General features: G+C 71.2%; 18 protein-coding genes and 1 pseudogene. 12 read left to right on the forward strand and 7 right to left on the reverse strand.

Annotation, left to right across the window (positions count from 1 at the left end; genetic code table 11):
• The first annotated feature begins 11 nt into the window (after positions 1 to 11).
• Both tesB and ACFYZB_RS16815 read left to right on the forward strand, forming a co-directional pair.
• Positions 12 to 878, forward strand: coding sequence for an acyl-CoA thioesterase II (gene tesB, locus ACFYZB_RS16810; protein ID WP_351207396.1), 867 nt, complete (start codon positions 12 to 14; stop codon positions 876 to 878).
• 246 nt (positions 879 to 1,124) lie between these two features.
• On the forward strand, positions 1,125 to 1,430 hold the full coding sequence (locus ACFYZB_RS16815; RefSeq protein WP_388758985.1) for a hypothetical protein: 306 nt from the start codon (positions 1,125 to 1,127) through the stop codon (positions 1,428 to 1,430).
• Between the two features lie 75 nt (positions 1,431 to 1,505).
• Here ACFYZB_RS16815 and ACFYZB_RS16820 read toward each other — a convergent pair whose 3' ends face one another.
• Together ACFYZB_RS16820 and ACFYZB_RS16825 are read right to left on the reverse strand one after the other, a co-directional pair.
• Positions 1,506 to 2,294, reverse strand: a complete 789-nt coding sequence (locus tag ACFYZB_RS16820) for a phosphatase (protein ID WP_351207400.1) — start codon at positions 2,292 to 2,294, stop codon at positions 1,506 to 1,508.
• Positions 2,295 to 2,371: 77 nt separating this feature from the next.
• Positions 2,372 to 3,877 (reverse strand): PucR family transcriptional regulator ligand-binding domain-containing protein, encoded by a 1,506-nt coding sequence (locus ACFYZB_RS16825; RefSeq protein WP_388758988.1) that lies wholly within the window; start codon positions 3,875 to 3,877, stop codon positions 2,372 to 2,374.
• A 172-nt stretch (positions 3,878 to 4,049) separates the two neighbouring features.
• Here ACFYZB_RS16825 and ACFYZB_RS16830 point away from each other — a divergent pair, with 172 nt between their 5' ends.
• From ACFYZB_RS16830 to ACFYZB_RS16840, 3 genes are all read left to right on the forward strand, one after another.
• Complete coding sequence (locus ACFYZB_RS16830; protein WP_388758990.1) at positions 4,050 to 5,510, forward strand: sodium:solute symporter; 1,461 nt, start codon at positions 4,050 to 4,052, stop codon at positions 5,508 to 5,510.
• Between the two features lie 74 nt (positions 5,511 to 5,584).
• A complete protein-coding gene (gene speB, locus ACFYZB_RS16835; protein ID WP_076088729.1) occupies positions 5,585 to 6,553 on the forward strand; it encodes an agmatinase in 969 nt (322 codons plus the stop codon).
• Positions 6,554 to 6,576: 23 nt separating this feature from the next.
• Positions 6,577 to 8,262: a thiamine pyrophosphate-binding protein gene (locus ACFYZB_RS16840; RefSeq protein ID WP_388758993.1), complete on the forward strand. Its 1,686-nt coding sequence runs from the start codon at positions 6,577 to 6,579 to the stop codon at positions 8,260 to 8,262.
• A gap of 239 nt (positions 8,263 to 8,501) precedes the next feature.
• On the opposite strand, the gene ACFYZB_RS16845 is transcribed toward ACFYZB_RS16840, so the two are convergent.
• Positions 8,502 to 8,864 carry a hypothetical protein gene (locus ACFYZB_RS16845; protein WP_388758995.1) on the reverse strand — a complete coding sequence of 121 codons (363 nt, stop codon included), beginning with the start codon at positions 8,862 to 8,864 and terminating at the stop codon, positions 8,502 to 8,504.
• 346 nt (positions 8,865 to 9,210) lie between these two features.
• On the opposite strand from ACFYZB_RS16845, the gene ACFYZB_RS16850 reads away from it, so the two are divergent.
• Positions 9,211 to 10,017: a helix-turn-helix domain-containing protein gene (locus ACFYZB_RS16850; protein ID WP_388758997.1), complete on the forward strand. Its 807-nt coding sequence runs from the start codon at positions 9,211 to 9,213 to the stop codon at positions 10,015 to 10,017.
• A complete protein-coding gene (locus tag ACFYZB_RS16855) occupies positions 10,014 to 10,850 on the forward strand; it encodes a DUF2690 domain-containing protein (RefSeq protein WP_388758998.1) in 837 nt (278 codons plus the stop codon). Before ACFYZB_RS16850 ends, ACFYZB_RS16855 begins: the two co-directional genes overlap by 4 nt.
• An 84-nt stretch (positions 10,851 to 10,934) precedes the next feature.
• Here the strand turns inward: ACFYZB_RS16855 and ACFYZB_RS16860 are convergent, their stop codons facing one another.
• From ACFYZB_RS16860 to ACFYZB_RS16870, 3 genes are all read right to left on the reverse strand, one after another.
• Positions 10,935 to 12,815 (reverse strand): dynamin family protein, encoded by a 1,881-nt coding sequence (locus ACFYZB_RS16860; RefSeq protein WP_388759000.1) that lies wholly within the window; start codon positions 12,813 to 12,815, stop codon positions 10,935 to 10,937.
• Between the two features lie 412 nt (positions 12,816 to 13,227).
• The gene (locus ACFYZB_RS16865; RefSeq protein WP_388759002.1) at positions 13,228 to 13,440 is read right to left on the reverse strand and encodes a DUF397 domain-containing protein; all 213 of its coding nucleotides are present in this window, start codon (positions 13,438 to 13,440) and stop codon (positions 13,228 to 13,230) included.
• A 9-nt stretch (positions 13,441 to 13,449) separates the two neighbouring features.
• On the reverse strand, positions 13,450 to 14,301 hold the full coding sequence (locus ACFYZB_RS16870) for a helix-turn-helix domain-containing protein (RefSeq protein ID WP_388759004.1): 852 nt from the start codon (positions 14,299 to 14,301) through the stop codon (positions 13,450 to 13,452).
• A gap of 203 nt (positions 14,302 to 14,504) precedes the next feature.
• Between ACFYZB_RS16870 and ACFYZB_RS16875 the strand changes: the two genes are divergently transcribed.
• Together ACFYZB_RS16875 and ACFYZB_RS16880 are read left to right on the forward strand one after the other, a co-directional pair.
• A complete protein-coding gene (locus tag ACFYZB_RS16875; RefSeq protein WP_388759006.1) occupies positions 14,505 to 14,933 on the forward strand; it encodes an ATP-binding protein in 429 nt (142 codons plus the stop codon).
• Positions 14,933 to 15,585 (forward strand): annotated as a pseudogene (locus ACFYZB_RS16880) (hypothetical protein). The gene ACFYZB_RS16875 and the pseudogene ACFYZB_RS16880 overlap by 1 nt, the downstream one beginning before the upstream one ends.
• Before the next feature lie 81 nt (positions 15,586 to 15,666).
• On the opposite strand, the gene ACFYZB_RS16885 reads toward ACFYZB_RS16880, so the two are convergent.
• On the reverse strand, positions 15,667 to 17,979 hold the full coding sequence (locus ACFYZB_RS16885; protein WP_388759008.1) for an ArnT family glycosyltransferase: 2,313 nt from the start codon (positions 17,977 to 17,979) through the stop codon (positions 15,667 to 15,669).
• A gap of 177 nt (positions 17,980 to 18,156) precedes the next feature.
• Here ACFYZB_RS16885 and ACFYZB_RS16890 point away from each other — a divergent pair, with 177 nt between their 5' ends.
• From ACFYZB_RS16890 to ACFYZB_RS16900, 3 genes are all read left to right on the forward strand, one after another.
• Complete coding sequence (locus ACFYZB_RS16890; RefSeq protein ID WP_388759010.1) at positions 18,157 to 19,080, forward strand: serine hydrolase; 924 nt, start codon at positions 18,157 to 18,159, stop codon at positions 19,078 to 19,080.
• Positions 19,081 to 19,146: 66 nt separating this feature from the next.
• On the forward strand, positions 19,147 to 20,175 hold the full coding sequence (locus ACFYZB_RS16895) for an esterase-like activity of phytase family protein (protein WP_388759011.1): 1,029 nt from the start codon (positions 19,147 to 19,149) through the stop codon (positions 20,173 to 20,175).
• A 90-nt stretch (positions 20,176 to 20,265) separates the two neighbouring features.
• Positions 20,266 to 23,985, forward strand: a complete 3,720-nt coding sequence (locus ACFYZB_RS16900; RefSeq protein WP_388759013.1) for an ABC transporter ATP-binding protein — start codon at positions 20,266 to 20,268, stop codon at positions 23,983 to 23,985.
• Positions 23,986 to 24,086: the final 101 nt, after the last annotated feature.

Raw genomic sequence — 24,086 nt, forward strand, 5'->3', positions numbered from 1 at the left:
AACTACTACCCATGAGCCAGGCACTCCAGGATCTCCTCGATCTGCTCGACCTCGAGCAGATCGAGGAGAACATCTTCCGCGGCCAGTCCCGCTCCGCCGTCGTACCCCGCGTCTTCGGCGGGCAGGTCGCGGCGCAGGCGCTGGTCGCCGCGGGGCGTACGGTCCCCGCGGACCGGCCCGCCCACTCGCTGCACGCGTACTTCCTGCGCCCGGGCGATCCCGGGGCGCCGATCGTGTACACCGTCGACCGCATCCGCGACGGCCGGTCCTTCACCACCCGCCGCGTGGTCGCCGTCCAGCACGGCAAGCCGATCTTCCATCTCTCGGCGTCCTTCCAGACGTACGAGGAGGGCCTGGAGCACCAGGCGCCCATGCCCGCCTCGCCCGACCCGGCGACGCTGCCCACCTCGCAGGAGCGGCTGCGCGGCTACGGCCACCTCGCCCCCGAGGTCGTCGAGAGGTTCCTCGAGGCCCGCGAGGCGATCGACCTCAGGTACGTGGAGGAGCCGCCGTACGGGCAGTTCGGCGCGCCCCGTGAGCCGCACAGCCAGGTGTGGTTCCGCACCAACGGCAAGCTCGACGACGACCCGCTGCTGCACGTCGTACTCGCCACCTATGTCTCGGACATGACCCTCCTCGACTCCGTGCTGCTCGCGCACGGCCGCGGCGGCTGGGCGGTCGGGGACGTCGTGGGCGCCTCCCTGGACCACGCGATGTGGTTCCACCGCCCCTTCCGCGCCGACGACTGGCTGCTGTACGACCAGGAGTCGCCGTCCGCGCACGGCGGCCGCGGCCTCGGCCAGGCGCGCATCTACACACAGGACGGGCGGCTCGCCATCACCGTCATCCAGGAGGGTGTCGTCCGCGTGCCGCGCTGAGCCCGGTCGCTCGAGGTGCCGAGTGACGGGTGGGGAACTAATCTCTATGAGTGACAGCCGCGGCACATGGCGTAACCGGTCGACGGTTTCCCCTGCGGCGACACCTGAAGAGCGCGCCGTGCCTTCCTCCTTCCGTGAGCACGGCGCCGCCATCCACTCCGCGCACTCCCCAGGGAGCCGCGGGAGCTGATGGAGACAGAAGGGTACTTTCCCATGCGAGCACAGCGCGTTAGGCGTTATGTCGTGATGTCCGCGGCGAGCTTCCTGCTGGCGGGCGGAGCCGCGATCGGCGCGGCGGGCACCGCCTCGGCGGCCCCGGCACACCACCACGGCCGGCACGGTGGCCATTGCGGCCGCCACCACGACCGCGGCCACCACGGTCGCCACCACGACCGTGGCTGGGGCGGTGACCGGAACAACGGCAACTGGAACAACGACAACGGGAACAACGACAACGGGAACAAGGGGAACAACAACAACGGCAACGGGAACAACGGCAACGGGAACAACGGCAACGGGAACAACAACAACGGGAACAACGGCAGGAGCTGATCCGACGCCGTCGCGCCCGCACTGTGCGGCTCCCTCCGAGGGGCCGCACAGTGCCGTGCCGAGCGTGCGGGACGGTCAGGAGAGCCCGGCCTCCGCCAGCAGATACGCCGTCATGGGGTCGTAGTGGCGCGGGCTCACCACATGGTCGTCGAGCGGTACGACGACCTGGAGGGTGCCCTCCGACTCGGCGAGGAACAGCGCCGGGTCGTTGCAGTCGGCGTATCCCACCGAGTCCAGACCGTGCTGCCCCGCGTAACCCGCCCATCCGTGGTCGGCGACGACCAGGTCCGGCAGCGGGCGGCCCGCGCGCTCAAGTCCCGTCAGAACGGCCCGCATCGGCTCCCCGGAGTGGGTGTGCCACAGCGTCGCCCCGTGCTCCAGCACCGCGACGTCCGCGAACTGCATGACGTACCCCTCGTCCGTCTGCAGCCCGTCCGGGATGACCACGATCTCGCAGCCCGCGGCGCGCAACGCGGCGGCGGTGGCCCGGTGCACGTCCAGCAGCCCGCCCGGATGCCCCGTCGCGAACAGCACCCGCTGCTGCCCCTCGGCCGCCTTGCGCAGCCGCGCCGCCATCCGCTCCAGCGCGTCCACGGTCAGCTCGGGGTCGATGGTGTCCTGGCCGTACCGGTACTCGGGATCGTCGTTGACGCCGACCCTCTCGGCCATCACCGCGAGCACGTCCTGCTCGTCCGTCCAGCGCTCGCCCAGCTCCAGGCCGAGCCAGAAGTTGCGGACACCGTTGGCGAGCTGACGGTAGTGGGAGAGGTTGTTCTCGCGGGGCGTGGCGACGTCCCCCGCGATACGGGTCCTCACCAGGTGGTCGACGAGCTGGGCGCGGCTGGGTGTCCCGGGTATCGGCATGCCTCCATTGTGAGGCAGCGTACGACCGCCGTCCTCGGCATACCGCCCGCTGGGACGTGGCTCACGCGGGTGCCCGGTCAGCTGTGCCGCAGCGCGAACCACAGCTCCATGCGCACGTCCGGGTCGTCCAGGTCGGTGTCCAACAGGGCGGCACAGCGGGCGATGCGCTGCCGCACGGTATTGCGGTGCACCTCCAGCGCCACCGCGGTACGGTCCCAACTTCCGTGCAGGGCGAGCCAGTTGCGCAGGGTCTCGGTGAGCTCGGGGCGGCCGGCGAGCGGTGCGAGCAGCGCGCGGGCGTGTGCCTCGGCGTCCGCCCGCGGCACCAGGTCCCCGAACCCGGGACGGGCGCCGTGCCGGACCAGCGGGGCGCGGACGGCACGGGCCCGGGCGAGCGCCCGCCCCGCCTGCGCGTCGGCGGCCGCCCACTCCCGCGGCTCCACGGCCGCGCTCACCCCGAGCGTCCAGCCGGCCTGCGGCTCCGGTGCCCGGCCGCCCGGCACCAGCACCCGTACGACGTCGTGCCCGAGGTCGACCAGCGGCGAGCCCAGGGCGGCACCGAGCGCGGAGGCGGCGACCGCGTCGGGCAGCTGGGCCTCCGGCCGCGCGTGCACCACCAGCCACGTTCCGGTGCCGAGCAGCGGGGCCACCTGCTCGGGCGGGGAGCCCAGCAACAGCCGTACGAGAGCGGAGGAACGGGCGGCGCCGGCACCGCTGTGGTGTTCGCCGGTCAGCAGGGACAGCAGTACGGCGGCGACGGAGGCGATGGTGTGGTCGCCGGGGTCGCGCCGGGGGGTGGCCACGCCGAGCACGAACCCCTCGCCGGCGCCGAGGGCGTAGACGGCCAGGTGGGTGTCGCCGACGGTGTCGGTGGCGGAGGTGGCCCTGGGCGCCGTACGCCCGGTGGGCCGCACCACGCCCGAGAGCTCCGCGAGCGCCCCCCTCGCCCCCTCGGCCGGCTCCCGGCCCGCCGCGGCGATCTCGCTGCCGTCGGGGCCGTGCAGGACCGTGTGCCCTGCCAGGCGCTGGGCCAGCTGGCGCAGGACCGAGGGGACCGGATCCGGGCGGGAGGCCGCCGCCGCCAGGCTCTGCTGGGCCTCCGTGACGCGGCGGAGCTCGGCCAGGCGGGCCTGGGCCATCAGCTGCCACACCGCGCGGGCCACCCCGGAGAAGGTGGTCTGGGGCGGGACCTCCAGAAGGGGGAGCCCGTAGCGCTCGCAGGCCGCGACCAGCGCGCGCGGGACCGTGTCGTGCACCGGGGCCAGGCCGAAGCCGAGGGCCGCCCCTCCCGCCGCGACGATTCGCGAGACGTAGTCGTCGAAGTAGGTGCCCGAACCCGCCGCCTCCGGGATGTGCACCCCGGCCGTGAGCAGCAGCTCGCCGCCCAGCAGATACGGGTACGGGTCGGCCATCTCCGAGGTGTGCGCCCAGTGGATCACGATCGACGGATCGGACGGCCCCGCGATCTGGCGCAGGGCGAGATCCTCCCGGGCCAGCAGGGCGGAGAGCGGTACCGGTGGGGTCGGTGGGACCGCCGGGGCCGCCGAGGTGCTTGTTTCCGGCATGGTGTGCGTTCCCTCCATCCCATCCGGTTCAGATGGATGAAACGTACACTTCGCAGTCGCTTTCCGGCCACCTAGTGTCAAGTCAGGCCGGCAGCCGCGGGTACGGGCGGATGTCCCCGCGATCCGTTGCCGGCGCGTCCCCACCGCATCTGCACGACACGCCACCGGAATGTGCGCGAAGGAGGGCCCCATGGCCGTCGACTACACAGTGATCGTCGTCTATCTCGCCGGCATGCTGGCGATGGGCTGGTGGGGCATGCGCCGCGCCAGGTCCAAGAGCGAGTTCCTGGTGGCGGGCCGCCGCCTGGGCCCGGCCATGTACTCCGGCACCATGGCGGCGATCGTCCTCGGCGGCGCCTCCACCATCGGCGGCGTGGGCCTCGGCTACCAGTACGGCCTCTCCGGCGCCTGGATGGTCTTCACCATCGGCCTCGGCCTGCTCGCCCTGTCCGTGTTCTTCTCCGCCCGCATCGCCCGCCTGAAGGTCTACACCGTCTCCGAGATGCTGGACCTGCGCTACGGCGGCCGGGCCGGCGTCATCTCCGGCGTGGTCATGTGGGCGTACACCCTCATGCTGGCCGTCACCTCGACCATCGCCTACGCCACGATCTTCGACGTCCTGTTCGACATGAACCGGACCGTCGCGATCATCCTCGGCGGCTCGATCGTCGTCGCCTACTCCACCCTCGGCGGCATGTGGTCCATCACGCTGACCGACATGGTCCAGTTCGTGGTGAAGACCATCGGCGTGCTGCTCCTGCTGCTGCCCATCGCCGTTGTCAAGGCGGGCGGCTTCTCCGAGATGAAGGCAAAGCTGCCGACCTCGTACTTCGACCCGCTGGGCATCGGCGGCCAGACGATCTTCACCTATGTCCTGATCTACACCTTCGGCATGCTGATCGGCCAGGACATCTGGCAGCGCGTGTTCACCGCCCGCAGCGACCGGACCGCCAAGTGGGGCGGCACGGTGGCCGGAACCTACTGTCTGGCCTACGCCCTGGCCGGTGCGGTGATCGGCACGGCCGCCAAGGTCCTGTACCCCAAGCTCGGCAGCCCCGACGACGCCTTCGCCACCATCGTCAAGGACGAACTCCCGGTCGGCGTGCGCGGCCTGGTCCTGGCCGCCGCCCTCGCCGCCGTCATGTCCACCTCCTCCGGCGCCCTGATCGCCTGCGCCACGGTCGCCAACAACGACATCTGGTCGCGCCTGAAGGGTGCCGTGCGACGCGATGGCGAGGAGCACGACGAGGTCGGCGGCAACCGGGCCTTCATCCTGATCATGGGCGTGGCGGTGATCGGCACGGCGATCGCCCTGAACAACGTGGTCGAGGCGCTGACCGTGGCGTACAACCTCCTCGTCGCCGGCCTGCTGGTGCCGATCCTCGGCGGCCTGCTGTGGAAGCGCGGCACGGTCCAGGGCGCGCTGGCCTCCGTGATCGTCGGCGGACTCGCGGTCATCGGCCTGATGGCGGGCTACGGCATCCTCGCCAACGAGCCCGTCTACTACGGCCTGCTCGCCTCCCTCGCGGCCTACGTCGTCACCTCCCTCGCGACCAGGCCCACCGACGAGACCGTCCTCGCCCTCTGGCGCGAGCGCCTCGCCGGGCGCAACCCCGAACTCGCCTCCGAACCGGTCCCGGCTCACCAGTAGAGTCGTATGACAAGCAGTACATGCGGAACAAGCAGTACATGCGCGACGAAGCGCAAGAAAGAAGGCATTTGACCATGAGCAGCAACGAGACGCCCCGCGGCCCCGTCGACTCCTCCCGCATTCCGCGGTACGCCGGTCCCGCGACCTTCGCCCGGCTGCCCCGCCTGGACGAGGTCGGCACCGCCGACGTCGCCGTGGTGGGCGTGCCGTTTGACTCCGGCGTCTCGTACCGGCCGGGCGCCCGCTTCGGCGGCAACGCCATCCGCGAGGCGTCCCGGCTGCTGCGCCCGTACAACCCCGCGCAGGACGCCTCCCCCTTCGCCCTGGCGCAGGTGGCGGACGGCGGCGACATCGCCGTGAACCCGTTCAACATCAACGAGGCCGTCGAGACCGTCGAGGCCGCGGCGGACGAGCTGCTCGGCACGGGCGCCCGCCTGATGACCCTGGGCGGCGACCACACGATCGCCCTGCCGCTCCTGCGCTCGGTGGCGAAGAAGCACGGCCCCGTGGCCCTGCTCCACTTCGACGCCCACCTGGACACCTGGGACACCTACTTCGGCGCCGAGTACACCCACGGCACCCCGTTCCGGCGCGCCGTGGAAGAGGGCATCCTCGACACCTCGGCCCTGTCCCACGTGGGCACCCGCGGCCCGCTGTACGGCAAGCAGGACCTGACGGACGACGAGAAGATGGGCTTCGGCATCGTCACGTCCGCCGACATCTACCGCCGGGGCGCCGACGAGGTCGCCGACCAGCTGCGCCAGCGCATCGGCGACCGCCCGCTGTACATCTCCATCGACATCGACTGCCTGGACCCGGCGCACGCGCCCGGCACGGGCACGCCGGAGGCCGGCGGCATGACCTCGCGGGAGCTGCTGGAGATCCTGCGCGGTCTGGCGTCGTGCAACCTGGTCTCGGCGGACGTCGTCGAGGTCGCCCCCGCGTACGACCACGCGGAGATCACCTCGGTCGCGGCCTCCCACACGGCCTACGAACTGACCACCATCATGAGCCGCCAGATCGCGGCGGCCCGCAACGCCTGATTCTCCCTAGGGGACCGAGAGCAGTGACTCACGACCACGACCTGGTACTCCGGCCGTCCGATCAGCAGACGGCGGCCGCGCTGAATCCCCCTCCCGGCCGCAGCGGCGGAGACCTGGTCGTGGAGACCCTGGCCGGGCTGGGCGCGACGACCGTCTTCGGCCTGCCCGGCCAGCACGCGCTGGGCATGTTCGACGCCCTGCGCAGGTCTTCCCTGCGCTATGTGGGCCTGCGGGTGGAGAACAACGCGGGCTTCGCGGCCGACGCGTACGGCCGGATCACGGGCGAGGCGGCGCCGCTGCTGCTCTCGACGGGCCCGGGCGCGCTGACCTCCCTGGCCGCCCTCCAGGAGGCGGCGGCGGCTTCGGCACCCGTGCTGGCGATCAGCAGCCAGATCCCCACGGCGGGCCTGGGCGGCGGCCGCCACGGCTACCTCCACGAACTCCCCGACCAGGCGGCCTCGTTCCGGGGCGTGGTGAAGTCGGTTCACACGGTTCGTACGCAGTCCCAGATCCCGTCCGCGATCGCGGCGGCCTGGAAGTCGGCGCTGACGGCACCGCACGGCCCGGTGTGGGTGGAGATCCCCCAGGACGTACTGCTGGCTCCGACCGCGCTGCCGGTGGTGACGGCACCGGACGCGACCCCGGAGGAGCTGCTCCCCCGCCCCGAACTCACGGCGGTGGCGGCGCACTTGCTGTCCCATGCGTCCCGCCCGGCGATCATCGCGGGTGGCGGGGTCGTACGGTCGGACGCGTCCGGCAAGCTGCTGCAGCTGGCCGAGAAGCTTCAGGCGCCGGTGGTGACGACGTTCGGCGGCAAGGGCGCGTTCCCGTGGGAGCACCCGCTGTCGCTCCAGTCCTGGCTGGAGGACCGGTACACGACGGACCTCCTGGAGGACGCGGACGTCCTGCTGGTCGTCGGCTCGGGCCTCGGCGAACTCTCCTCGAACTACCACACGTTCAAGCCGCGTGGCCGGGTGATCCAGATCGAGGCGGACCTCGGCAAGCTGGAGTCCAACCACCCGGCCCTCGGCATCCACGCGGACGCGCGACTCGCCCTGCAGGCGCTGCTGGAGACGGTCGAGGAGCGCACGGACGAGTCGGCACCGGGGCGGGTGCGGGAGCTGCTGTCCCGAGTCGGCGAGCGCATCGCGTCCCAGGAACTCACCCTGGAACAAGAGCTGTTGGTGTCCGTCCGCCGCGCCCTGCCCTCGGGCGCCCCCTCCTTCTGGGACATGACGATCCTGGCGTACTGGGCGTGGTCGGCCTTCGACCCCCGGGGCACGAACACCATGCACTCCGCGCAGGGCGCCGGCGGCCTCGGCTACGGCTTCCCGGCGGCGCTGGGCGCGGCCGCCGCCGACCCGAACCGGCCGGTGCTGGCGGTGTCCGGCGACGGCGGCGCGCTGTACTCGATCGCGGAACTGGCCACGGCCCGCCAGTACGACCTGCCGGTCACCTGGCTGATCGTCGACGACGGCGGCTACGGCATCCTCCGCGAGTACATGACGGACGCCTTCGGCCAGGCGACGGCGACGGAACTGACGCGCCCGGACTACGTGGCCCTGGCCGAGTCCTTCGGCGTCCCCGGGGTCCGTACGACCCCGGAGACCCTGGAGGAGGACCTGGCGAAGGCACTGGCGGCACCGGGGCCCTCGGTGGTCGTCCTCCCGGCGGTGCTGCGGATGTTCGCACCGACGCACCTCGGCTAGTGCCCCGGCAGGCAACGTTTGCCCGTCAAGGAGCGGCGTCCGGTGCGTGCTCTGGGGGTCCCCCCGGCCGAAGGCTGGGGGAGTGCCGGGTGCAAGTCCTCGTACTGGATGTACTTGGGCTTGTGCCCGGTGCGGCGAGTGGGGGCACCTCCCACGCCCTTAAGGCAGTGGGGGAGCGTGCCGGGCGTCGCGACGGGGCGAACGTTGCCTGTTGGGGCACTAGCGGTGCCGAGGGTGCCTCAGCACGTGCTCGAGGTGCTGATGTACACCTGCGTCGGGTGCGCCCCGTTGAAGGCCCAGCCCTCGCCCGGCTTCATGCAGATGGTGGGGGCGTTGGAGAACCTCACGTAGGCCACGTCGTCGTGCCGGGTGTTGACCGCGCCCTTCGCGCTGCGGCTCGCGCCGAGCGTCTGCCAGTACCCGGTGTCCTTGAACTTCCCCGTCATCGTGTCGCCGTTGTAGAAGCACACGTACGGATACGGACACGTGGGGCGGGCCGCGGTGTGCGCGCTCGCCGAGGCGGAGGGTGCGGAGAGGACCAGGCCGCTGCCGGCCATGGCGCACGCGGTCAGGACGGCCGCGGTCGCGGTGCGGAATCGCATGGATGACTCCTCGGGTTCGGTTGCCTGAAGGCGGCCCGCCCCACCCCCGTGGGAGCGGGCCGCCGAGTGCCTGGGGCGGTGCGGGGTGGACCGCACCGCCCGTCGTGCACCACCGACAGTGCAGGCCGAGTCCAGGACGGGGCCAGGCCCGCCGGACAGATGCCGTCGGCGCGGGACGTCCCACCCTCCGACCTGCGGAAACGCCCCGTGCCATGAGGCACCGGTGGGACGCGGGAACGCCCGGCGAGGCGGCCGAAACCATGCGCTCGCGCGGTGCACCACGAGAACCGACCGCCCTGTGTGGGGCATCCTCGTCCGGGGAGTTGCAACAGACATGGGGTGGGACATGTCTCGTTGGAAACAGTTGCCGGACTCGCTCGACCCGCGCGTGCGGCAGCTCGTCGTACAGATGCGCCGCATCAAGGACCACAGCGGCCTCGGTCTGCAGGCGTTGGCCGCCCGGACGGGCTACAGCCGCGCCTCCTGGGACCGCTACCTCAACGGCCGTTCGTCACCGCCGCAGGAGGCGGTGGCGGCGCTGGCCCGCGCCTGCGACATCGACCCGGCCCGACTGCTCGCCCTGCACGAGGTGGCGGTGGCGGCGGGGCGGGGTGGTGACGGCGGTGCCGGTGGGGTCGGGGAGGCGGGCGCGGAGCCGGACTCCGGTCCGGTCGAGGAGGGACCGGGCAGACGGGGAAGGCGGCTGCTCGCCGTCGTACTGGCGTCCGCCGTGCTCGTGACCGCGGTGATCGTCCTGCTGGTGGCCGCGCCGTGGGACGGCGGACGGGAACGGACCGACGGCCGCCCGGCCCCGGCGGACGCCACGGCGCCGGCCTCCGGGACGGGGCCGGGCAAGGGGGCGTTCGTGTACCGGGCCGGCAAGGACTACCCCTGCACGGTGCACCGCGCGCAGGACGGGCTGCTGTACGCGGGGTACAGCACCACCCGTGTCGGCCTGATCGGCATGGGATCCGCGCAGTGGTCCGTCGTCGAAGCGCAGTGCCTGCTGCGCCACCACGGCCTTTCGCCCGGGCTCGCCGACGGGGCGTTCGGCTCCCGCACCGAGCGCGCGGTGGAGCGGTTGCAGGACCGGGCCCACCTCCGTGTGGACGGGGTCGTCGGCGAGGACACCTGGGGGGTGCTGCGGAAATGACGCCCGGCGACCGGCCGTTGGAGTGCGAGCGGCTCGCGGAGACCCTGCGCGGGCTGCGGGTCCGGACCGGCCTGAGCCTGGCCGCACTGGCCGCGAAGACGCCGTACAGCAAGTCGTCCTGGGACCGCTATCTGCGCGGCACGACCGTCCCGCCCCGGCAGGCGGTCGCGGAACTGTGCGAGCTGGCGGCCGAGGATCCCGGCCGGGCGCTGGCCCTGTGGGAACTGGCGGACGCGGTGGCCAGCGGGCGTGGTGGGCGCCCGACTGCGGTCGAGCCGTCGTCGCCCCCGGGTGAGCCGCACCCGCCCGAGGACGACGGCAGCCCGCCCGGGTCCAGGCGTCCGCCCCCGCGCGCCCTGCTCGCCGCGGTCGTGGGCACCGGGCTCACGGCCGCCGCGCTCCTGGCGGGGTTGTCGGCCGCGGGAGCCTTCAGCGATTCCAGTCCGAGCGCGTCGCCGTCCCCGTCCGCCCTGGTGAAGGGCTGCCAAGGCACCGGCTGCACGGGCAAGGACCCGGAGATGTACGGCTGCGGAGCCGACCCCGTACCGGTGACCCTGGGCCGGCGGAGCTTCCCCGGCTCGACGGTGGTGAAGATCCGGCACAGTACGGCCTGTGCCGCGGTGTGGGCGCGGATCGACCTGGGGAAGGTGGGGGACCGGGCGGAGATCCTCGTACCGCATCACGCCCCGACACGGATCGAGGTCAAGGACCGGTACGACGCGAGGGATTCCCTGTCCACTCCGATGGTCGCCGTGTCCCGTTCCGACCTGGACCAGGTGCGTGCCTGCCTGGTCCGGGGCGGTATGCGGCAGTGCTTCGGCCCCGAGAAGTAGGGCCTGGTCGGAGTTGGGTGCAGCTCTTCTGCAGGGCGCCCTGCTCGGGATTCGGCCCGAGCCGGGGGCGTCGCGACGCGCCGGTCAGAGTGCCTCCAAAGCACGGAGGGACTCGACGAGAACGTGCGCTTCGGCGCAGAGCGGTTCGAGCTGGTCGATGAGCCCCTGCCGGACCTGGTTCTCAGGGTTCGTGATGCGCTCGCTGATGCGATCGCGGGACTGTTCGAGCTGCTCACGGTACTGCGCCAGGTTATCCATCAGATGATCGATGACATCGGTTCCCTGAACACCTGTTGCCAGCGTGAACTGTTCCTTGATCGCAGCGACTTCGGCGTCCATCGCAGCGATCCACTCGTCCTGGAGAACTTGCAGGGAACTGATACGGCCTTTCCGGCGCTGAACACCGATGTAGACCAGAGCGGCGATCCCGGCGACAAGGCCGGCGGGCGGGAAGAGCGTGCCGGCCGCGGCCAGACCGTACAGCCAGCCCCCGCTGGCTGCGACGGGTGTGACGATGCCGACCAGCGCCGCTGCCCGCTGCACCACGTCGTGGCGGGTGGTTGAACGCCGGCTTTGCTGGGGAAGCGAGAGGCTGTTTACGTCAAGAGTGAAGTCCGGAAGCCGTCCCGCGAGATCTTTGTCGCCGAAGACCTGGTCCACCGCTTGGACCAGGTCCTTCTTGAAGCCCTCGAACTCCTCGGTCCACAGTGTCGCCGGACCGGCAGGCCCTTCGATCCATGTACGGAGCGTCTGGGCCTTCGCCACCTGAATCTGGTTCGCCTTGGTGGGCTTGTTGAGGTCTGTGGCCCTGATGACATCGTCCAGCTCGGCGTGGAGATGGGCGGACAGTCGGGTGAAGGGCCGAACGGTCCGCGCGATGCGGTTGTGGAGTTTGCGCTCAAGTTCCTCGCGCATGCGCGGCAATGCGGTGTCGAGGAGCTCCAGTCGCTGCCGCTCGCTCTTCAGCAACTCCTTGAGCTCGTCGATCTCAAGGCGTTCGTCGCGCAGCCGCACGGCAAGCGCCTGGTGCCGCGGGGCCATGAGGATCCGGGCCTCCGTCGCCACCGCGGCGATGTGCCGGGCGCCGGTCCCGGTACTGATCAGGTCCTCGATCGACTGGCGCAGTATCTCCATGCGGCTTTCGGCACGCTGGCGCTGTGCCGCGGCCTCCGCTCCCTCTGCGCCGAGTTTGTCCGCACGTGCTTCCAAAGCGGGGGAGACAGGCAGGAAGCCTTCACCGATGAAGCCGAGATCCGGCTGGCCGTTCGGCAGCGTGAAGTTCTCTCGCAGGTAAGCGTTGTTGCGGTCGACCGTCGCCTTCCACTCCGGAGTGTCCCGGAGGTCGAGGTTGGCTGCCGCGTCGATGGCGGTGACCACCCACACCACCCGTTTCCCCGACAACAGGTAGTGGTCGTACAGGAAGCGGATCAGATCGAGGTCACGTTCCGAGAGGGTGCGGCTGGCATGCGACACGTACATGAAGCAGTCCGCGTCGGCCATCGCGGTCCGGACGATCATGTCGTGGACCGGATTCGGGGAACCATAGCCGGGCAGGTCGTAGAGCTTCGCCGGAAGCTTGGCGCTGGCGAGCATGATCTCGAGTTCGGCCACCTCACGTCCGCGGTGAGGCCTGAGCCGGTCGGTCACATCCGCATCCTGCATCGCGTACGCCGCGACCACAGAGGGGGCCGGGGAGTTCCCCACCTCCTCCCACCGGTCCTCGCCGGAGTCCGTGAAACGCACCCGCAGATAGCCAGTGCCCGAAGCGTCGAAGCTGGACTGGTCGTCCACCGGAACCACGCTGGCGGGACACGCAGTGGTGGGGACGGGGGATGAAGGCAGGAGGCCCACGAACTTGTCCGCCGTGTGACCGTCGGTGGTCGGTACCTCGACCAGCTCAAGCCCGCCCTGCAGGCCACTGAGAAGGAAGCTCTTGCCGGACGAGAAAGCACCCAGCAGTGCCACGTTGATCAAGGTTGAGGCCGCACGTGTCCTCAGCCGTTTCATCGTGCCGGCGTCGCTGAGAACCTCCTCCGGCCATTCCGCCGGAGTCTCAGGAGCGGCTGCCGCGGCGCGAAGCCACACCTCGCACCGATCGAGCACAGCGCGTAACTCGTTGCGTACTTCGTCTATGTCCCTCGGCACAGTCACGGCACAGGTATAGCTCAGGCGGGCGAAGTGGTGTGAGCGTTCACGGAATTCCCCCAGGTGGAGTCGGGGCGCAGGTGGTACGTGGTTGCGGCATGAGTGCGGCTCTTCTGCCGTGAGCTGGTGAGGCCGTGCGCCGTTGCCCTTCGTGTCGGACGACGGATCGTCGGGTCCCAGAGTGCACCCCAAAGCCGAAGCCGTCCTCACCCTGCCAGCGCGTCAGCTGCCATCAACCGTGGAGGCCCGCCTGCGCGGAGTGGGTCTCCTTCAGGTTCCCGACGAAGTGGGCGAAGGCAGCGGCCGGGAAGGTGAGCGTGGCTCGGGCGGGGGCCTTTGAGTCGCGGATGGCTATGCGGGTGTTCAGGTCGGCTACTTCGACGCACGTGTTGCCGTCCCCTCCGCCGGAGTAGGACGACTTCTGCCAGCGGACGGCCTGGGTCATGCGGGCGCCTCACACTTCCTTGGTCATGCGGTGGATGAAGTCCCGTGACTCCACGGGCTGCAGTGCTGCTTTCTCCAGCTTATTGAGCAGGGCCCGGAAGCGCGCCAGCTGGGATTCGGCATCGATGAAGGCGGTGCCGTGCGGAGCGTCGCGCAGCACGGTGTCGAGGCGGGGGAGCGGGCCACCCACGTACATCATGTCGATCCCGGCTCCGGCGAAGCCCTCCCTTGCGAAGGGGATGACCCGGACGGTGGCGTGCCCGCGCTCGATCGCGTCCAGAATCCCGACGAGTTGAGCGCGAGCGGTCCGGCGGTCGGACACCAGGATGCGCAGGGCCGCCTCGTGGACGATCGTCTCGTAGGGGATGGGGGCGTCACGCTCCAGTACGGACCTGCGCCTCATCCGGTGCTCGACCCGGGGTTTCAACTCACTCTCCGGCAGTTGGGGGACCATGTAGCCGAAGACGGCGCGGGCGTAGTCGGGGGTCTGCAGCAGTCCGGGGACGTGGCTGGTGACGACCTCGCGCAGGAACGTGCCGTGGTGCTCGGTCTCGGCGACGTCCAGGAATACCGGCGGGAGCACTCCCCGGTACGCCTCCCACCAGCCCTGCGTGCGCTCCGTGGCCATGGCGACCAGGGCCTCGATCAACGCCTCGTCGGCGCAGGCGTAGTGCGCTGCCAGCCGCCGTACCCGCTCCTCGCTGACGCCCGCAAGGCCCGCCTCGACCTGGCTCATCTGCGCCGACGTCGAGCTGAGGAGCCCCGCCACCTCGCGGGCTTTCAGGCCGGCGGCCTCCCGCAGCCTGCGCAACTCGGTGCCCAGACGTACCTGCCGTGCTGTGGGTTCGCTTCTAGGCGCCATCGCCCTCCGCCCTCAACCGCCATGCGGTAGTGCCTCGTTCGGGGGTCAGATTACGGGATCGGCTTGCGCGAGGAAAAATTTTTGCCCTACCGTCGGTGACATAGCGCACGCGTAGCGGAAGCGCACCGCTCCGTCCTGCCATGACGGTTGCGGCATTGCCACCGCGCGCGAAATCCCCACTCATCGACCGGAGTTGATGACACATGCCCGAAAACGAGCCCATCGAGACCTGGGACTACACGCTGTACATCCCGAACGACCTCAGAGCCGTGACCGTCTGCCGCCGCACCCTGCGCCTGATCCTGACCGTGCATGGCCTGATCGGCCTGGTGGACACGGCGGAGTTGCTGGCGGCGGAGCTGGTCTCCAACGCCGTGCGGCACACCAAGGGGCCGGCGGCGCTCAGGGTCCGTCGCACTCCGGAGGGGATGGTGTGGATCGGGGCGTGGGACACCGACCCCGCGCCGCCGGATCCGCCGCGTCCGCTGGAGCAGGTGGCGGAGCTGGAGCTGGAGGACGGAAGAGGCCTGGGCCTGGTGAAGGCGTGCGCGGAGTACTGGGGGTGGCAGCCGACGGCCCGGTTCGGGGACCGGGGGAAGTTCGTGTGGTGTGAGCTGGGGGTGGTGGCGTGATGGTCGGCTCGTCGCATGAGGCGTTGCACCGGATCTTCCAGAAGGATCCGACGCGCTGAACATCGCGGGGTGGACACGTTGCTGCGGGCGGAGACGGACTACCTGAGCTACCCGCTCGGCTTCCCGGGCTGGGAGTCGCTGACGGTACGGCCCCTCGTGCTGGGCCCGGACAACGTGCCGGTGATCGCGGACGAGCGGCAGGCCGAGAAGGACGTCCCCCTTGCGGTGCTCTCGGCCATGACACACGGGCGTGGCCCGCAGGCTCCGGCCATACTGGAATCCCTGGCCGCCGCCCTGCGGACCATCGACCCGGACACGGCCGCAGCCTTCGTGCAGTTTGTCGACTCCTGCCTGACCGGCGAAGCAGATGTGGAGGGATTTGATGACGGCGATCCAGTACTTCTGGCGACACCCCCTCGCCGAACAGGTACGGGCGGAGGGCCGCGAACAAGGCCTCGAACAAGGACTGGAGCAGGGACGCATCCAGGACCGCCAGGAGATGACCCTGCGCATCCTGGAATGGCGCGGCATCCCGGTGACCGGCGCCGTACGCGAGCGTGTGGAAGCCTGCACGGACCTGGATCAGCTCGAGGTGTGGGCCCAGCGCGCCGTGCACGCCACGGACGCGGCGGAGTTGTTCTCCGAGGAGTGAATCGGAGGCAGGCGGGACGGTGGCACAGCGCGCCAAGGGGCATCGAGGCTCCTTGGCGCGCTGTACGGCCGCCTGTTCGGCTCAGCTCACGTCCGACGGGTCCAGTCGGTAGAGGGTCGACTGGTTGGTCTGCGACGTGGATGACTTGGCTGACTCGGACGACTTGGATTCCGAGGCGGCCGAACTCTTGCTGTACGCAGTCTCCTTCACCAGCGTGCCGTGCTTCTTCACCCAGGCCGTGACCTCGGAGCCGGCGCTGTCGCCGTTGCCGCCACCCGGGCCGCCGCCCATCATTCCGCCACCCAGCTGGACGTAGTGCAGCTCGCCCTTCTTCACCAGTTCCTTCAGCTTGGCGACGGTCATAGCGTTGTCGCTGCCGGTGAAGCCCCACATGGAGATGACGGGCTCCTTGGCGGTCAGCTCCAGCTGTGCGGCGGACTGGGAGTTGGACACGGCCAGCAGCCAGGTGGCGCCGTCCTGGTGCTTCTTCAGGTAGGCGATCAGCTCGCTGCTCGTCTCGCCGCCCATTCCGCCACCGGGGCCGCCGCCGAAGCCGCCGCGCCGGTCCGTGCCGGAGCCTCCTGAGCCGCCGGCCTCTCCGGTACCGCCCGTGCCACCGGTCCCCCCGGTACCGCCCGGGAGCCTCCCGCCCGTGCCGCCGGGTGCCTCCCCGGAGCCGGGGAACCCGCCGTTCCGGCCGCCGGAGCCACCGTTCGGCAGCTCGCCGTTCCCGCCGCCCGGCGCCATTTGCCCGCCCCCGGGCAGCTCGCCGTTCCCGCCGTCGGGCATTCCGCCCGCCTCGGCGTTCCCGCCGCCCTGCCGGGAGCCGCCCGGCATCTCTCCGCCGCCCGGGAAGCCGCGCCGGCCGCCCCCCGGCCCGCCGCCGAAGCCGCCGCCGGTCGACGGTCCCGCCGTGGGGTTCGTACCGCCCATGCCGCCGCCGGAACCCGACGGCACCGACCAGGCGTACGCCGCCGGGCCGGCCACCGCGGCGACCACCGCCGCCACGACGGAAGCCGCCAGCAGCCGGGCGCGGTTGCCGGCGCGGAAGAGCAGCATGCCCACGATTCCGGCCGCCGTCAGCAGACCGACCGTCGGCCACAGCCAGGTGTGCCAGCCGGAAGCCCGGCGCAGCAGGACGATCGCCCAGATACCGGTCACCGCACAACCAAGGGGCAGTACCCACGCCCAGCGCCTGTCGGTGCGGAACGCGTGCAGCAGCATCACGCCCCCGCCGCCGCACAGCGCCGCGATGCCCGGGGCGAGCGCGGTCGTGTAGTAGGGGTGCATGGTGCCCTGGGCCGTGGCGAAGATCAGGTAGTGCAGCAGGGTCCAGCCGCCCCACAGCACCAGCGCCATCCGCTTCAGGTCGGTGCGCGGGGCCCGCCCGCGCAGCACCAGGCCGCCGACCAGTGCGATCGCCGAGAAGGGCAGCAGCCAGGAGATCTGGCCACCGAGGATGTCGTTGAACATCCGGCCGAGGCCGGAGGTGCCGGAGAAGCTCGCGCCGCCCCCGCCGCCCCCGCCGTTGCCCTCGCCGCCGAAGACGCGGCCGAGACCGTCGTACCCCATGATCAGGTCCCAGGCGGTGCCGTCCGTGGAACCGCCGATGTACGGCCGGTCGGAGGCCGGGACCAGGGAGACGGCCAGCGCCCACCAGAAGCTGGAGACGGCGAGCACGACCGCCGCGAGCAGCAGGTGCACGAGCCGCTTCAGCCAGGGGGCCCGGGACGCGTAGAGGTGGACCGCGAAGACGGCCGGCAGTGCGATGTAGCCCGCGAGCAGCTTGGTGTTGAAGGCGAGGCCGAAGCAGGCCGCCGAGCCGAGCAGGGGCAGCAGTCTGTCGTCACGGGTGGCGCGCAGCGCGAGGGCCGCGCCCGACACCATGAGGAACACCAGCAGGGTGTCGGGGTTGTTGTCACGGTTGATGGCGACGGTGATCGGGGTCAGGGCCAGGACCAGGGCGGTCACGGCCGCCGCGCCATGACCCCACACCCGCTTCACGGACGTGTGCAGGATCCAGATCGTGGCCAGCGCCACCGCGGTCATCGGCGCCATCATCTGCCAGGTGCCGAAGCCGAGGAGGCGGCACGACAGGCCCATGACCATGAGCGCGAACGGCGGCTTGTCGACGGTGAGGAAGTTGCCCGGGTCCAGTGACCCGAAGAACCAGGCCTTCCAGCTCTTCGTACCGGCCCAGACGGCGCCGCTGTAGAAGGTGTTGAGGCTCGACCCGGAGAGGTTCCAGGTGTAGAGCTCGGCGGCCAGCAGCAGGATCGCGAGCAGTACGGGCAGCGACCAGCGCGGTGCGCGCTCCGGCGGTACGGCGTCCGGTGCCGGCGGAGCCGGGGTCGTGGTCGTCGTGTGGGGCAGGGGATCGGTGGCAGATGTCACCAGTGCACCATGCAGACCGGCGATGGGTGCGGGCTGTGGTGCGCCTGGGCGGAAGCTGTGGGTCGGTGAGAGTCGGGTGAGCGGCATCGTGAACCTGTCCGTCCCGACCGCCTCTCGAACTTCCGCCGTCGACACCGGCGTACAACCATTCGGCCGGTTCCGTGCGTCAACGCGGGTATGGATCCCCGGACATCACGACGTACCGGCGCGCTCGCCGCCGCCCTGGGCGTCGCACTGCTCATACCCACCGTGGCCGCCGCCGCCCCGGCCGCCGCGGCCACGCCCACCGTCAGCTGTACGTCCGCCAAGGCGGGCCTCGCCGCCAAGCTGCAGAAGGACATCACGGCCGCCCTCGCGGACCGCAGGAGCACGGTCGCCCTCGGCCTGTACGACCGCAGCACCAGCACGACCTGCACCCTGCGCGCCACCAGCTCCTACGACTCGGCCAGCACCGTCAAGGTCACCGTGCTCGCCACGCTGCTGTGGGACGCCAAGCAGCACAACCGGTACCTGACGGACCGAGAGGCCTCGCTCGCCAAGGCCATGATCACCCAGTCGGACAACAACGCCACGACCACGCTGTGGAAGCAGCTGGGCCTGACGAAGATCAAGGGCTTCCTGGCCGCCGCCGGGATGACGAAGACCGTGCCGGGCGCGAACGGTTACTGGGGCCTGACCCAGGAGAACGTCACCGACGAGCAGAAGCTCCTCAAGCTCGTCACCGCCGGCAACGGCGTGCTGAGCGACAACTCCCGCGCCTACATCCTGAAGCTGATGGGCCAGGTCATCTCCTCGCAGCGCTGGGGCACCCCGGCCGGCGCGCCGTCCACGGTCTCCGTGCACGTCAAGAACGGCTGGCTGCAGCGTGCGACCCACGGCTGGCGGGTGCACAGCCTGGGCACCTTCAACGGCGCCGGGCACGACTACATGATCTCGGTGCTGACGCAGGACAACAGCACCATGGACTACGGCGTCACCACCATCCAGAACGTCGCCAAGGCCATCCACAAGGACATCGTGCCGACCACCTCCGGCACGGCGGTGTACACCCCGACCAGCCGGCCCAGCGAGGCGTTCGTCGCGGTGCCGCCCCAGGGCTGACGCCCCGCAAGGCGTTTCACAGGGCGGGTCTCCCGCAGGACACCCGCCCGCCCTACGGTGACGGGCATGCGCCTGAGAACCGTACTCGCCACCCTGACCGCCGGCCTGGCGGCGGCCACCTCCCTGACCGCCGCCGGGCCGGCGAGCGCCGTCAACTCCGCGAGCAGCCACGCCTGTTCGCCGTACGTCTCCATCGACCGCTTCTCCGACGCGCTCGACAAGACGACGTACGACGGCACCTTCGTCGGCAACTTCTCCGCGCTCGCGACGGACCGGGACGGCTCGATCGAGGCCCTGGAGGACCGCTCCTTCCTGTTCGACCTGGACCCCCGGACCCTCCAGCCGAAGCGGGCCGTCCACCTCGCCGACGAAAAGGGCGCCGACCTCGACTCCGAGGGCCTGGTCGTCGACCGGGACGGCACCCGCCTCATCACCTCCGAAACCGAGCCGTCGGTCCGCCGCTACTCCGCCGACGGCAGGATCCTGGACCGGCTCCCGGTTCCGTCCTCGCTGCTGGTCGCCCCGGCCGGCCGCGCCACCGCCAACCAGACCTTCGAGGGCCTGACCCTGCTGCCGGGCGGCCACACCCTGCTGGCGTCCATGGAGGACGCCATCTCGGGCGACTCCACGGGGATCGTCCGCTTCCAGACCTGGCAGCGGCACAAGGGCCACTTCCGGCTCGGCGCCCAGTACGCCTACCGAACCGACGCCGGTCTCGGTGTCCCCGAGGTCCAGGCCACGCCCGACGGCCGCCTCCTCGTCCTGGAACGCGGCTTCACCTCCGGCGTCGGCAACACCGTCCGCCTCTACCTGGCCGGCCTCCGCCACGCGACGGACACCCGCGGCACCGAGACCCTGACGGGACAGCCGTCCGTCCACCTGATCAAGAAGACCCTGCTGACCGACATCGCCGCCTGCCCGTCCCTCGGCGCCACGGCCAGGCAGACCCAGCCGAACCCCCTGCTGGACAACATGGAGGGCATGACGATCACCGGCCGTGATCACACGGGCCGCCTGAAGGTCCTCCTGGTGAGCGACGACAACCAGAACCAGGCCCAGACGACGAGGTTCTATTACTTGCGGGTACGCACCTGACGGACCCCTCCTTTTGTTGCGGAGGGATGAAATCCATATCGCCTGACGTTGGTGTCTTCCGGTAGACCAGGACGACAGGAAGGCACCGGCGTGGCAGCGCAACGGGGATGGGCACGGCGCCTGGCGGCATACGCCTGGCGGTATCCGAAGGACGTCGTCCTCGCCCTCGGCTCCTCCCTCGCCGGCATGGCCGTCACGGCCGTCGTCCCGCTGATCACCAAGGTGGTCATCGACGACGTGATCGGGAACCACACCCGCTCCATGGCCCCCTGGGCCGGCGCCCTCATAGCCGCCGCCCTGCTCGTCTACGTCCTCACCTACATCCGCCGCTACTACGGCGGCCGCCTCGCCCTCGACGTCCAGCACGACCTGCGGACCGAGATGTACGGCACGATCACCCGCCTCGACGGCCGCCGCCAGGACGAGCTGTCCACGGGCCAGGTCGTCGGCCGGGCCACCAGCGACCTGCAGCTCATCCAAGGGCTGCTGTTCATGTTGCCCATGACGCTCGGTAACGTCCTGCTCTTCCTGATCTCCCTGGTGATCATGGCGTGGCTGTCGCTGCCCCTGACCCTGGTCGCCCTCGCCGTCGCGCCCGCGCTCGGCTGGATCGCCAAGCGCAGCCGCAGCAAGCTGCACCCCGCCACCTGGTACGCCCAGGCCCAGGCCGCCGCCGTGGCGGGCGTGGTCGACGGCGCCGTCAGCGGCGTCCGCGTGGTGAAGGGCTTCGGGCAGGAGGAGCAGGAGACCGGCAAGCTCCGGGAGGTCGGGCGCCGGCTGTTCGCGGGGCGGCTGCGCACCATCCGGCTGAACAGCAAGTACACCCCCGCCCTGCAGGCCGTCCCCGCCCTCGGCCAGGTCGCGATGCTGGCCCTCGGCGGCTGGCTCGCCGTGCGCGGGCACATCACGCTCGGCACCTTCGTCGCCTTCTCCTCCTATCTCGCCCAGCTGGTCGGACCGGTCCGCATGCTCGCGATGGTCCTCACCGTCGGCCAGCAGGCCCGCGCCGGCACCGAGCGCGTCCTGGAGCTGATCGACACCGAGCCGACGCTCCGGGAGGGCACCAAGACCCTCCCGGCCGACGCGCCCGCGACCGTCGAGTTCGACGACGTGTCCTTCGGGTACGACCATGAGCGCCCGGTCCTGGACGGGCTGACCTTCGAGATCCGGCCCGGCGAGACCCTCGCCGTCGTCGGCTCCTCCGGCTCCGGCAAGTCCACGCTCTCCCTGCTGCTGCCGCGCTTCTACGACGTCACCCACGGTGCGGTCCTGATCGGCGGCCACGACGTCCGCGAGCTCACCCTGGACAGCCTGCGTGCGGCGATCGGGCTCGTCCCCGAGGACTCCTTCCTCTTCTCGGACACCGTGCGCAACAACATCGCGTACGGCCGCCCGGACGCCACCCGGGAGGAGATCGAGCAGGCCGCCCGCGCCGCCCAGGCGGACCGTTTCATCGCCGAGCTCCCCGAGGGCTACGACACCAAGGTCGGCGAGCAGGGCCTGACCCTGTCCGGCGGCCAGCGCCAGCGCATCGCGCTCGCCCGCGCCCTGCTCACCCACCCGCGCCTGCTGGTCCTGGACGACGCCACCTCCGCCGTGGACGCCCGTGTGGAGCACGAGATCCACGAGGCGCTGAAGCAGGTGATGCAGGGTCGTACAACCCTGCTCATCGCGCACCGCCGCTCCACCCTCAACCTCGCCGACCGCATCGCCGTCCTCGACGGCGGCCGGCTCGCGGACCTCGGCACCCACGAGGAACTCCAGGAGCGGTCGGCCCTCTACCGCCGCCTCCTCACCGACCCGGACGAGCTGGGCGGGGTCTCCCCGGGGCACGCCGAGCCCGCCGTACCGCAGGAGGACACCTCGGTCCGCGAGGAACTGGACGCCGAGTTCGACGCCGAGCGGGGGGTGACCCCCAGGCTGTGGACCGGCGATCGCACCCCCAGGGACCAGGCGCTCAGCGGCACCCCCGCCACCCCGGAACTCCTCGCCCAGGTGGCGGCGCTGCCCCCGGCCACCGACACCCCCGGCGTCGACGAGGCCCGGGCGGTCCGGCCGGAGGACTCCTACGGCCTGCGCCGCCTGCTGCACGGTTTCGGCCTGCCCCTGCTGCTCAGCCTGCTGCTGGTCGCCGTGGACGCGGGCGCGGGCCTGCTGCTGCCGGTGCTGATCCGGCACGGCATCGACTCGGGCGTGTCGAAGATGGCCCTCGGCGCGGTCTGGGCGGCCTCACTGCTCGCCCTGCTGACCGTGCTGGTGCAGTGGGCCGCGCAGATCGGCGAGACCCGGATGACCGGCCGTACCGGCGAGCGGGTGCTGTACACGCTGCGGCTGAAGATCTTCGCCCAGTTGCAGCGCCTCGGCCTCGACTACTACGAGCGCGAGCTGACCGGCCGGATCATGACCAGGATGACGACGGACGTCGACGCCCTGTCGACCTTCCTCCAGACGGGGCTGGTCACGGCGTTCGTCTCGGTCGTCACCTTCTTCGGCATCATGGTCGTCCTGCTGGTGATCGACGTCCAGCTCGCCCTGGTGGTCTTCGCGACGCTGCCCCCGCTGATCGTCGCGACCTTCTTCTTCCGCCGGGCGAGCGTGAAGGCGTACGAACTCGCGCGGGAACGCGTCTCGGTGGTCAACGCCGACCTGCAGGAGTCGGTCGCCGGGCTGCGGATCGTGCAGGCCTTCCGGCGCGAGCGGGACGGCGGGCGGCGGTTCGCCGAGCGCAGCGCCGACTACCGGCGCGCCCGCATCCGCGGCCAGTGGCTGATATCGGTCTACTTCCCGTTCGTGCAGCTGCTGTCCTCGGTGGCGGCGGCGAGCGTGCTGATCGCGGGCGCCCACCGCATCGAGGCCGCCACCCTGACGACCGGTGCCCTGGTCGCCTACCTGCTCTACATCGACCTGTTCTTCGCGCCGGTCCAGCAGCTGTCCCAGGTCTTCGACGGCTACCAGCAGGCCACCGTCTCCCTCGGCCGCATCCAGGAGCTGCTGCGCGAGCCGACGTCCACGAGGTCGGCGGACGAGCCCCGGGACGTCCCGTCCCTGCGGGGCGAGATCGCCTTCGAGGACGTCCACTTCGCGTATGGCGCCGACGAAGAGGCCCTGACCGGCATCGACCTGACGATTCCCGCCGGGCAGACGGTGGCCTTCGTCGGCGAGACGGGCGCCGGCAAGTCGACCCTCGTCAAGCTGGTCGCGCGGTTCTACGACCCCACCGCGGGACGGGTCACGGTCGACGGCACGGATCTGCGCGCCCTGGACCTGACCTCGTACCGGCACCGGCTGGGGGTCGTCCCGCAGGAGGCGTACCTGTTCCCCGGCACCGTCCGGGACGCCATCGCCTACGGCCGCCCCGACGCCACCGACGCCGAGGTGGAGGCGGCGGCGCGGGCGGTCGGCGCGCACGAGATGATCGCGACGCTGGAGGGCGGCTATCTGCACGAGGTCGCCGAGCGCGGCCGCAACCTCTCGGCCGGCCAGCGCCAGCTGATCGCACTCGCGCGCGCCGAACTGGTCGACCCGGACGTGCTGTTGCTGGACGAGGCCACGGCCGCCCTGGACCTGGCCACGGAGGCCCAGGTCAACCAGGCCACCGACCGCCTGGCCGGCCGCCGTACGACACTGGTGGTCGCCCACCGGCTGACCACGGCGGCCCGCGCGGACCGGGTGGTGGTGATGGACCACGGCCGGGTCGCGGAGGACGGCACCCACGACGAACTCCTCGCCCGCGACGGCCGGTACGCCGAACTGTGGCGCACCTTCGTCGGCCGCCCCGAACCGGAGGAGCCGGTCACCGCAACCCGCTGAGGCCCCCGCCGCCTCCTCCCGCCGAACTCTCCCGCCCCCCTGCCGACGTGTGTCGCTGACGGCCGTGCAACCATCCGACATACGTCGTGCGTCCGTACATC

This window comes from Streptomyces sp. NPDC001852 (assembly GCF_042891825.1).
In the GTDB taxonomy this organism is placed as follows: domain Bacteria; phylum Actinomycetota; class Actinomycetes; order Streptomycetales; family Streptomycetaceae; genus Streptomyces.

Coding starts and splice junctions, on each gene's coding strand:
- tesB (WP_351207396.1), top strand. CDS start 12: ATGAGCCAGGCACTCCAGGATCTCCTCGATCTGCTCGACCTCGAGCAG.
- ACFYZB_RS16815 (WP_388758985.1), top strand. CDS start 1,125: ATGTCCGCGGCGAGCTTCCTGCTGGCGGGCGGAGCCGCGATCGGCGCG.
- ACFYZB_RS16820 (WP_351207400.1), bottom strand. CDS start 2,294: ATGCCGATACCCGGGACACCCAGCCGCGCCCAGCTCGTCGACCACCTG.
- ACFYZB_RS16825 (WP_388758988.1), bottom strand. CDS start 3,877: ATGGAGGGAACGCACACCATGCCGGAAACAAGCACCTCGGCGGCCCCG.
- ACFYZB_RS16830 (WP_388758990.1), top strand. CDS start 4,050: ATGGCCGTCGACTACACAGTGATCGTCGTCTATCTCGCCGGCATGCTG.
- speB (WP_076088729.1), top strand. CDS start 5,585: ATGAGCAGCAACGAGACGCCCCGCGGCCCCGTCGACTCCTCCCGCATT.
- ACFYZB_RS16845 (WP_388758995.1), bottom strand. CDS start 8,864: ATGCGATTCCGCACCGCGACCGCGGCCGTCCTGACCGCGTGCGCCATG.
- ACFYZB_RS16850 (WP_388758997.1), top strand. CDS start 9,211: ATGTCTCGTTGGAAACAGTTGCCGGACTCGCTCGACCCGCGCGTGCGG.
- ACFYZB_RS16855 (WP_388758998.1), top strand. CDS start 10,014: ATGACGCCCGGCGACCGGCCGTTGGAGTGCGAGCGGCTCGCGGAGACC.
- ACFYZB_RS16865 (WP_388759002.1), bottom strand. CDS start 13,440: ATGACCCAGGCCGTCCGCTGGCAGAAGTCGTCCTACTCCGGCGGAGGG.
- ACFYZB_RS16870 (WP_388759004.1), bottom strand. CDS start 14,301: ATGGCGCCTAGAAGCGAACCCACAGCACGGCAGGTACGTCTGGGCACC.
- ACFYZB_RS16875 (WP_388759006.1), top strand. CDS start 14,505: ATGCCCGAAAACGAGCCCATCGAGACCTGGGACTACACGCTGTACATC.
- ACFYZB_RS16890 (WP_388759010.1), top strand. CDS start 18,157: ATGGATCCCCGGACATCACGACGTACCGGCGCGCTCGCCGCCGCCCTG.
- ACFYZB_RS16895 (WP_388759011.1), top strand. CDS start 19,147: ATGCGCCTGAGAACCGTACTCGCCACCCTGACCGCCGGCCTGGCGGCG.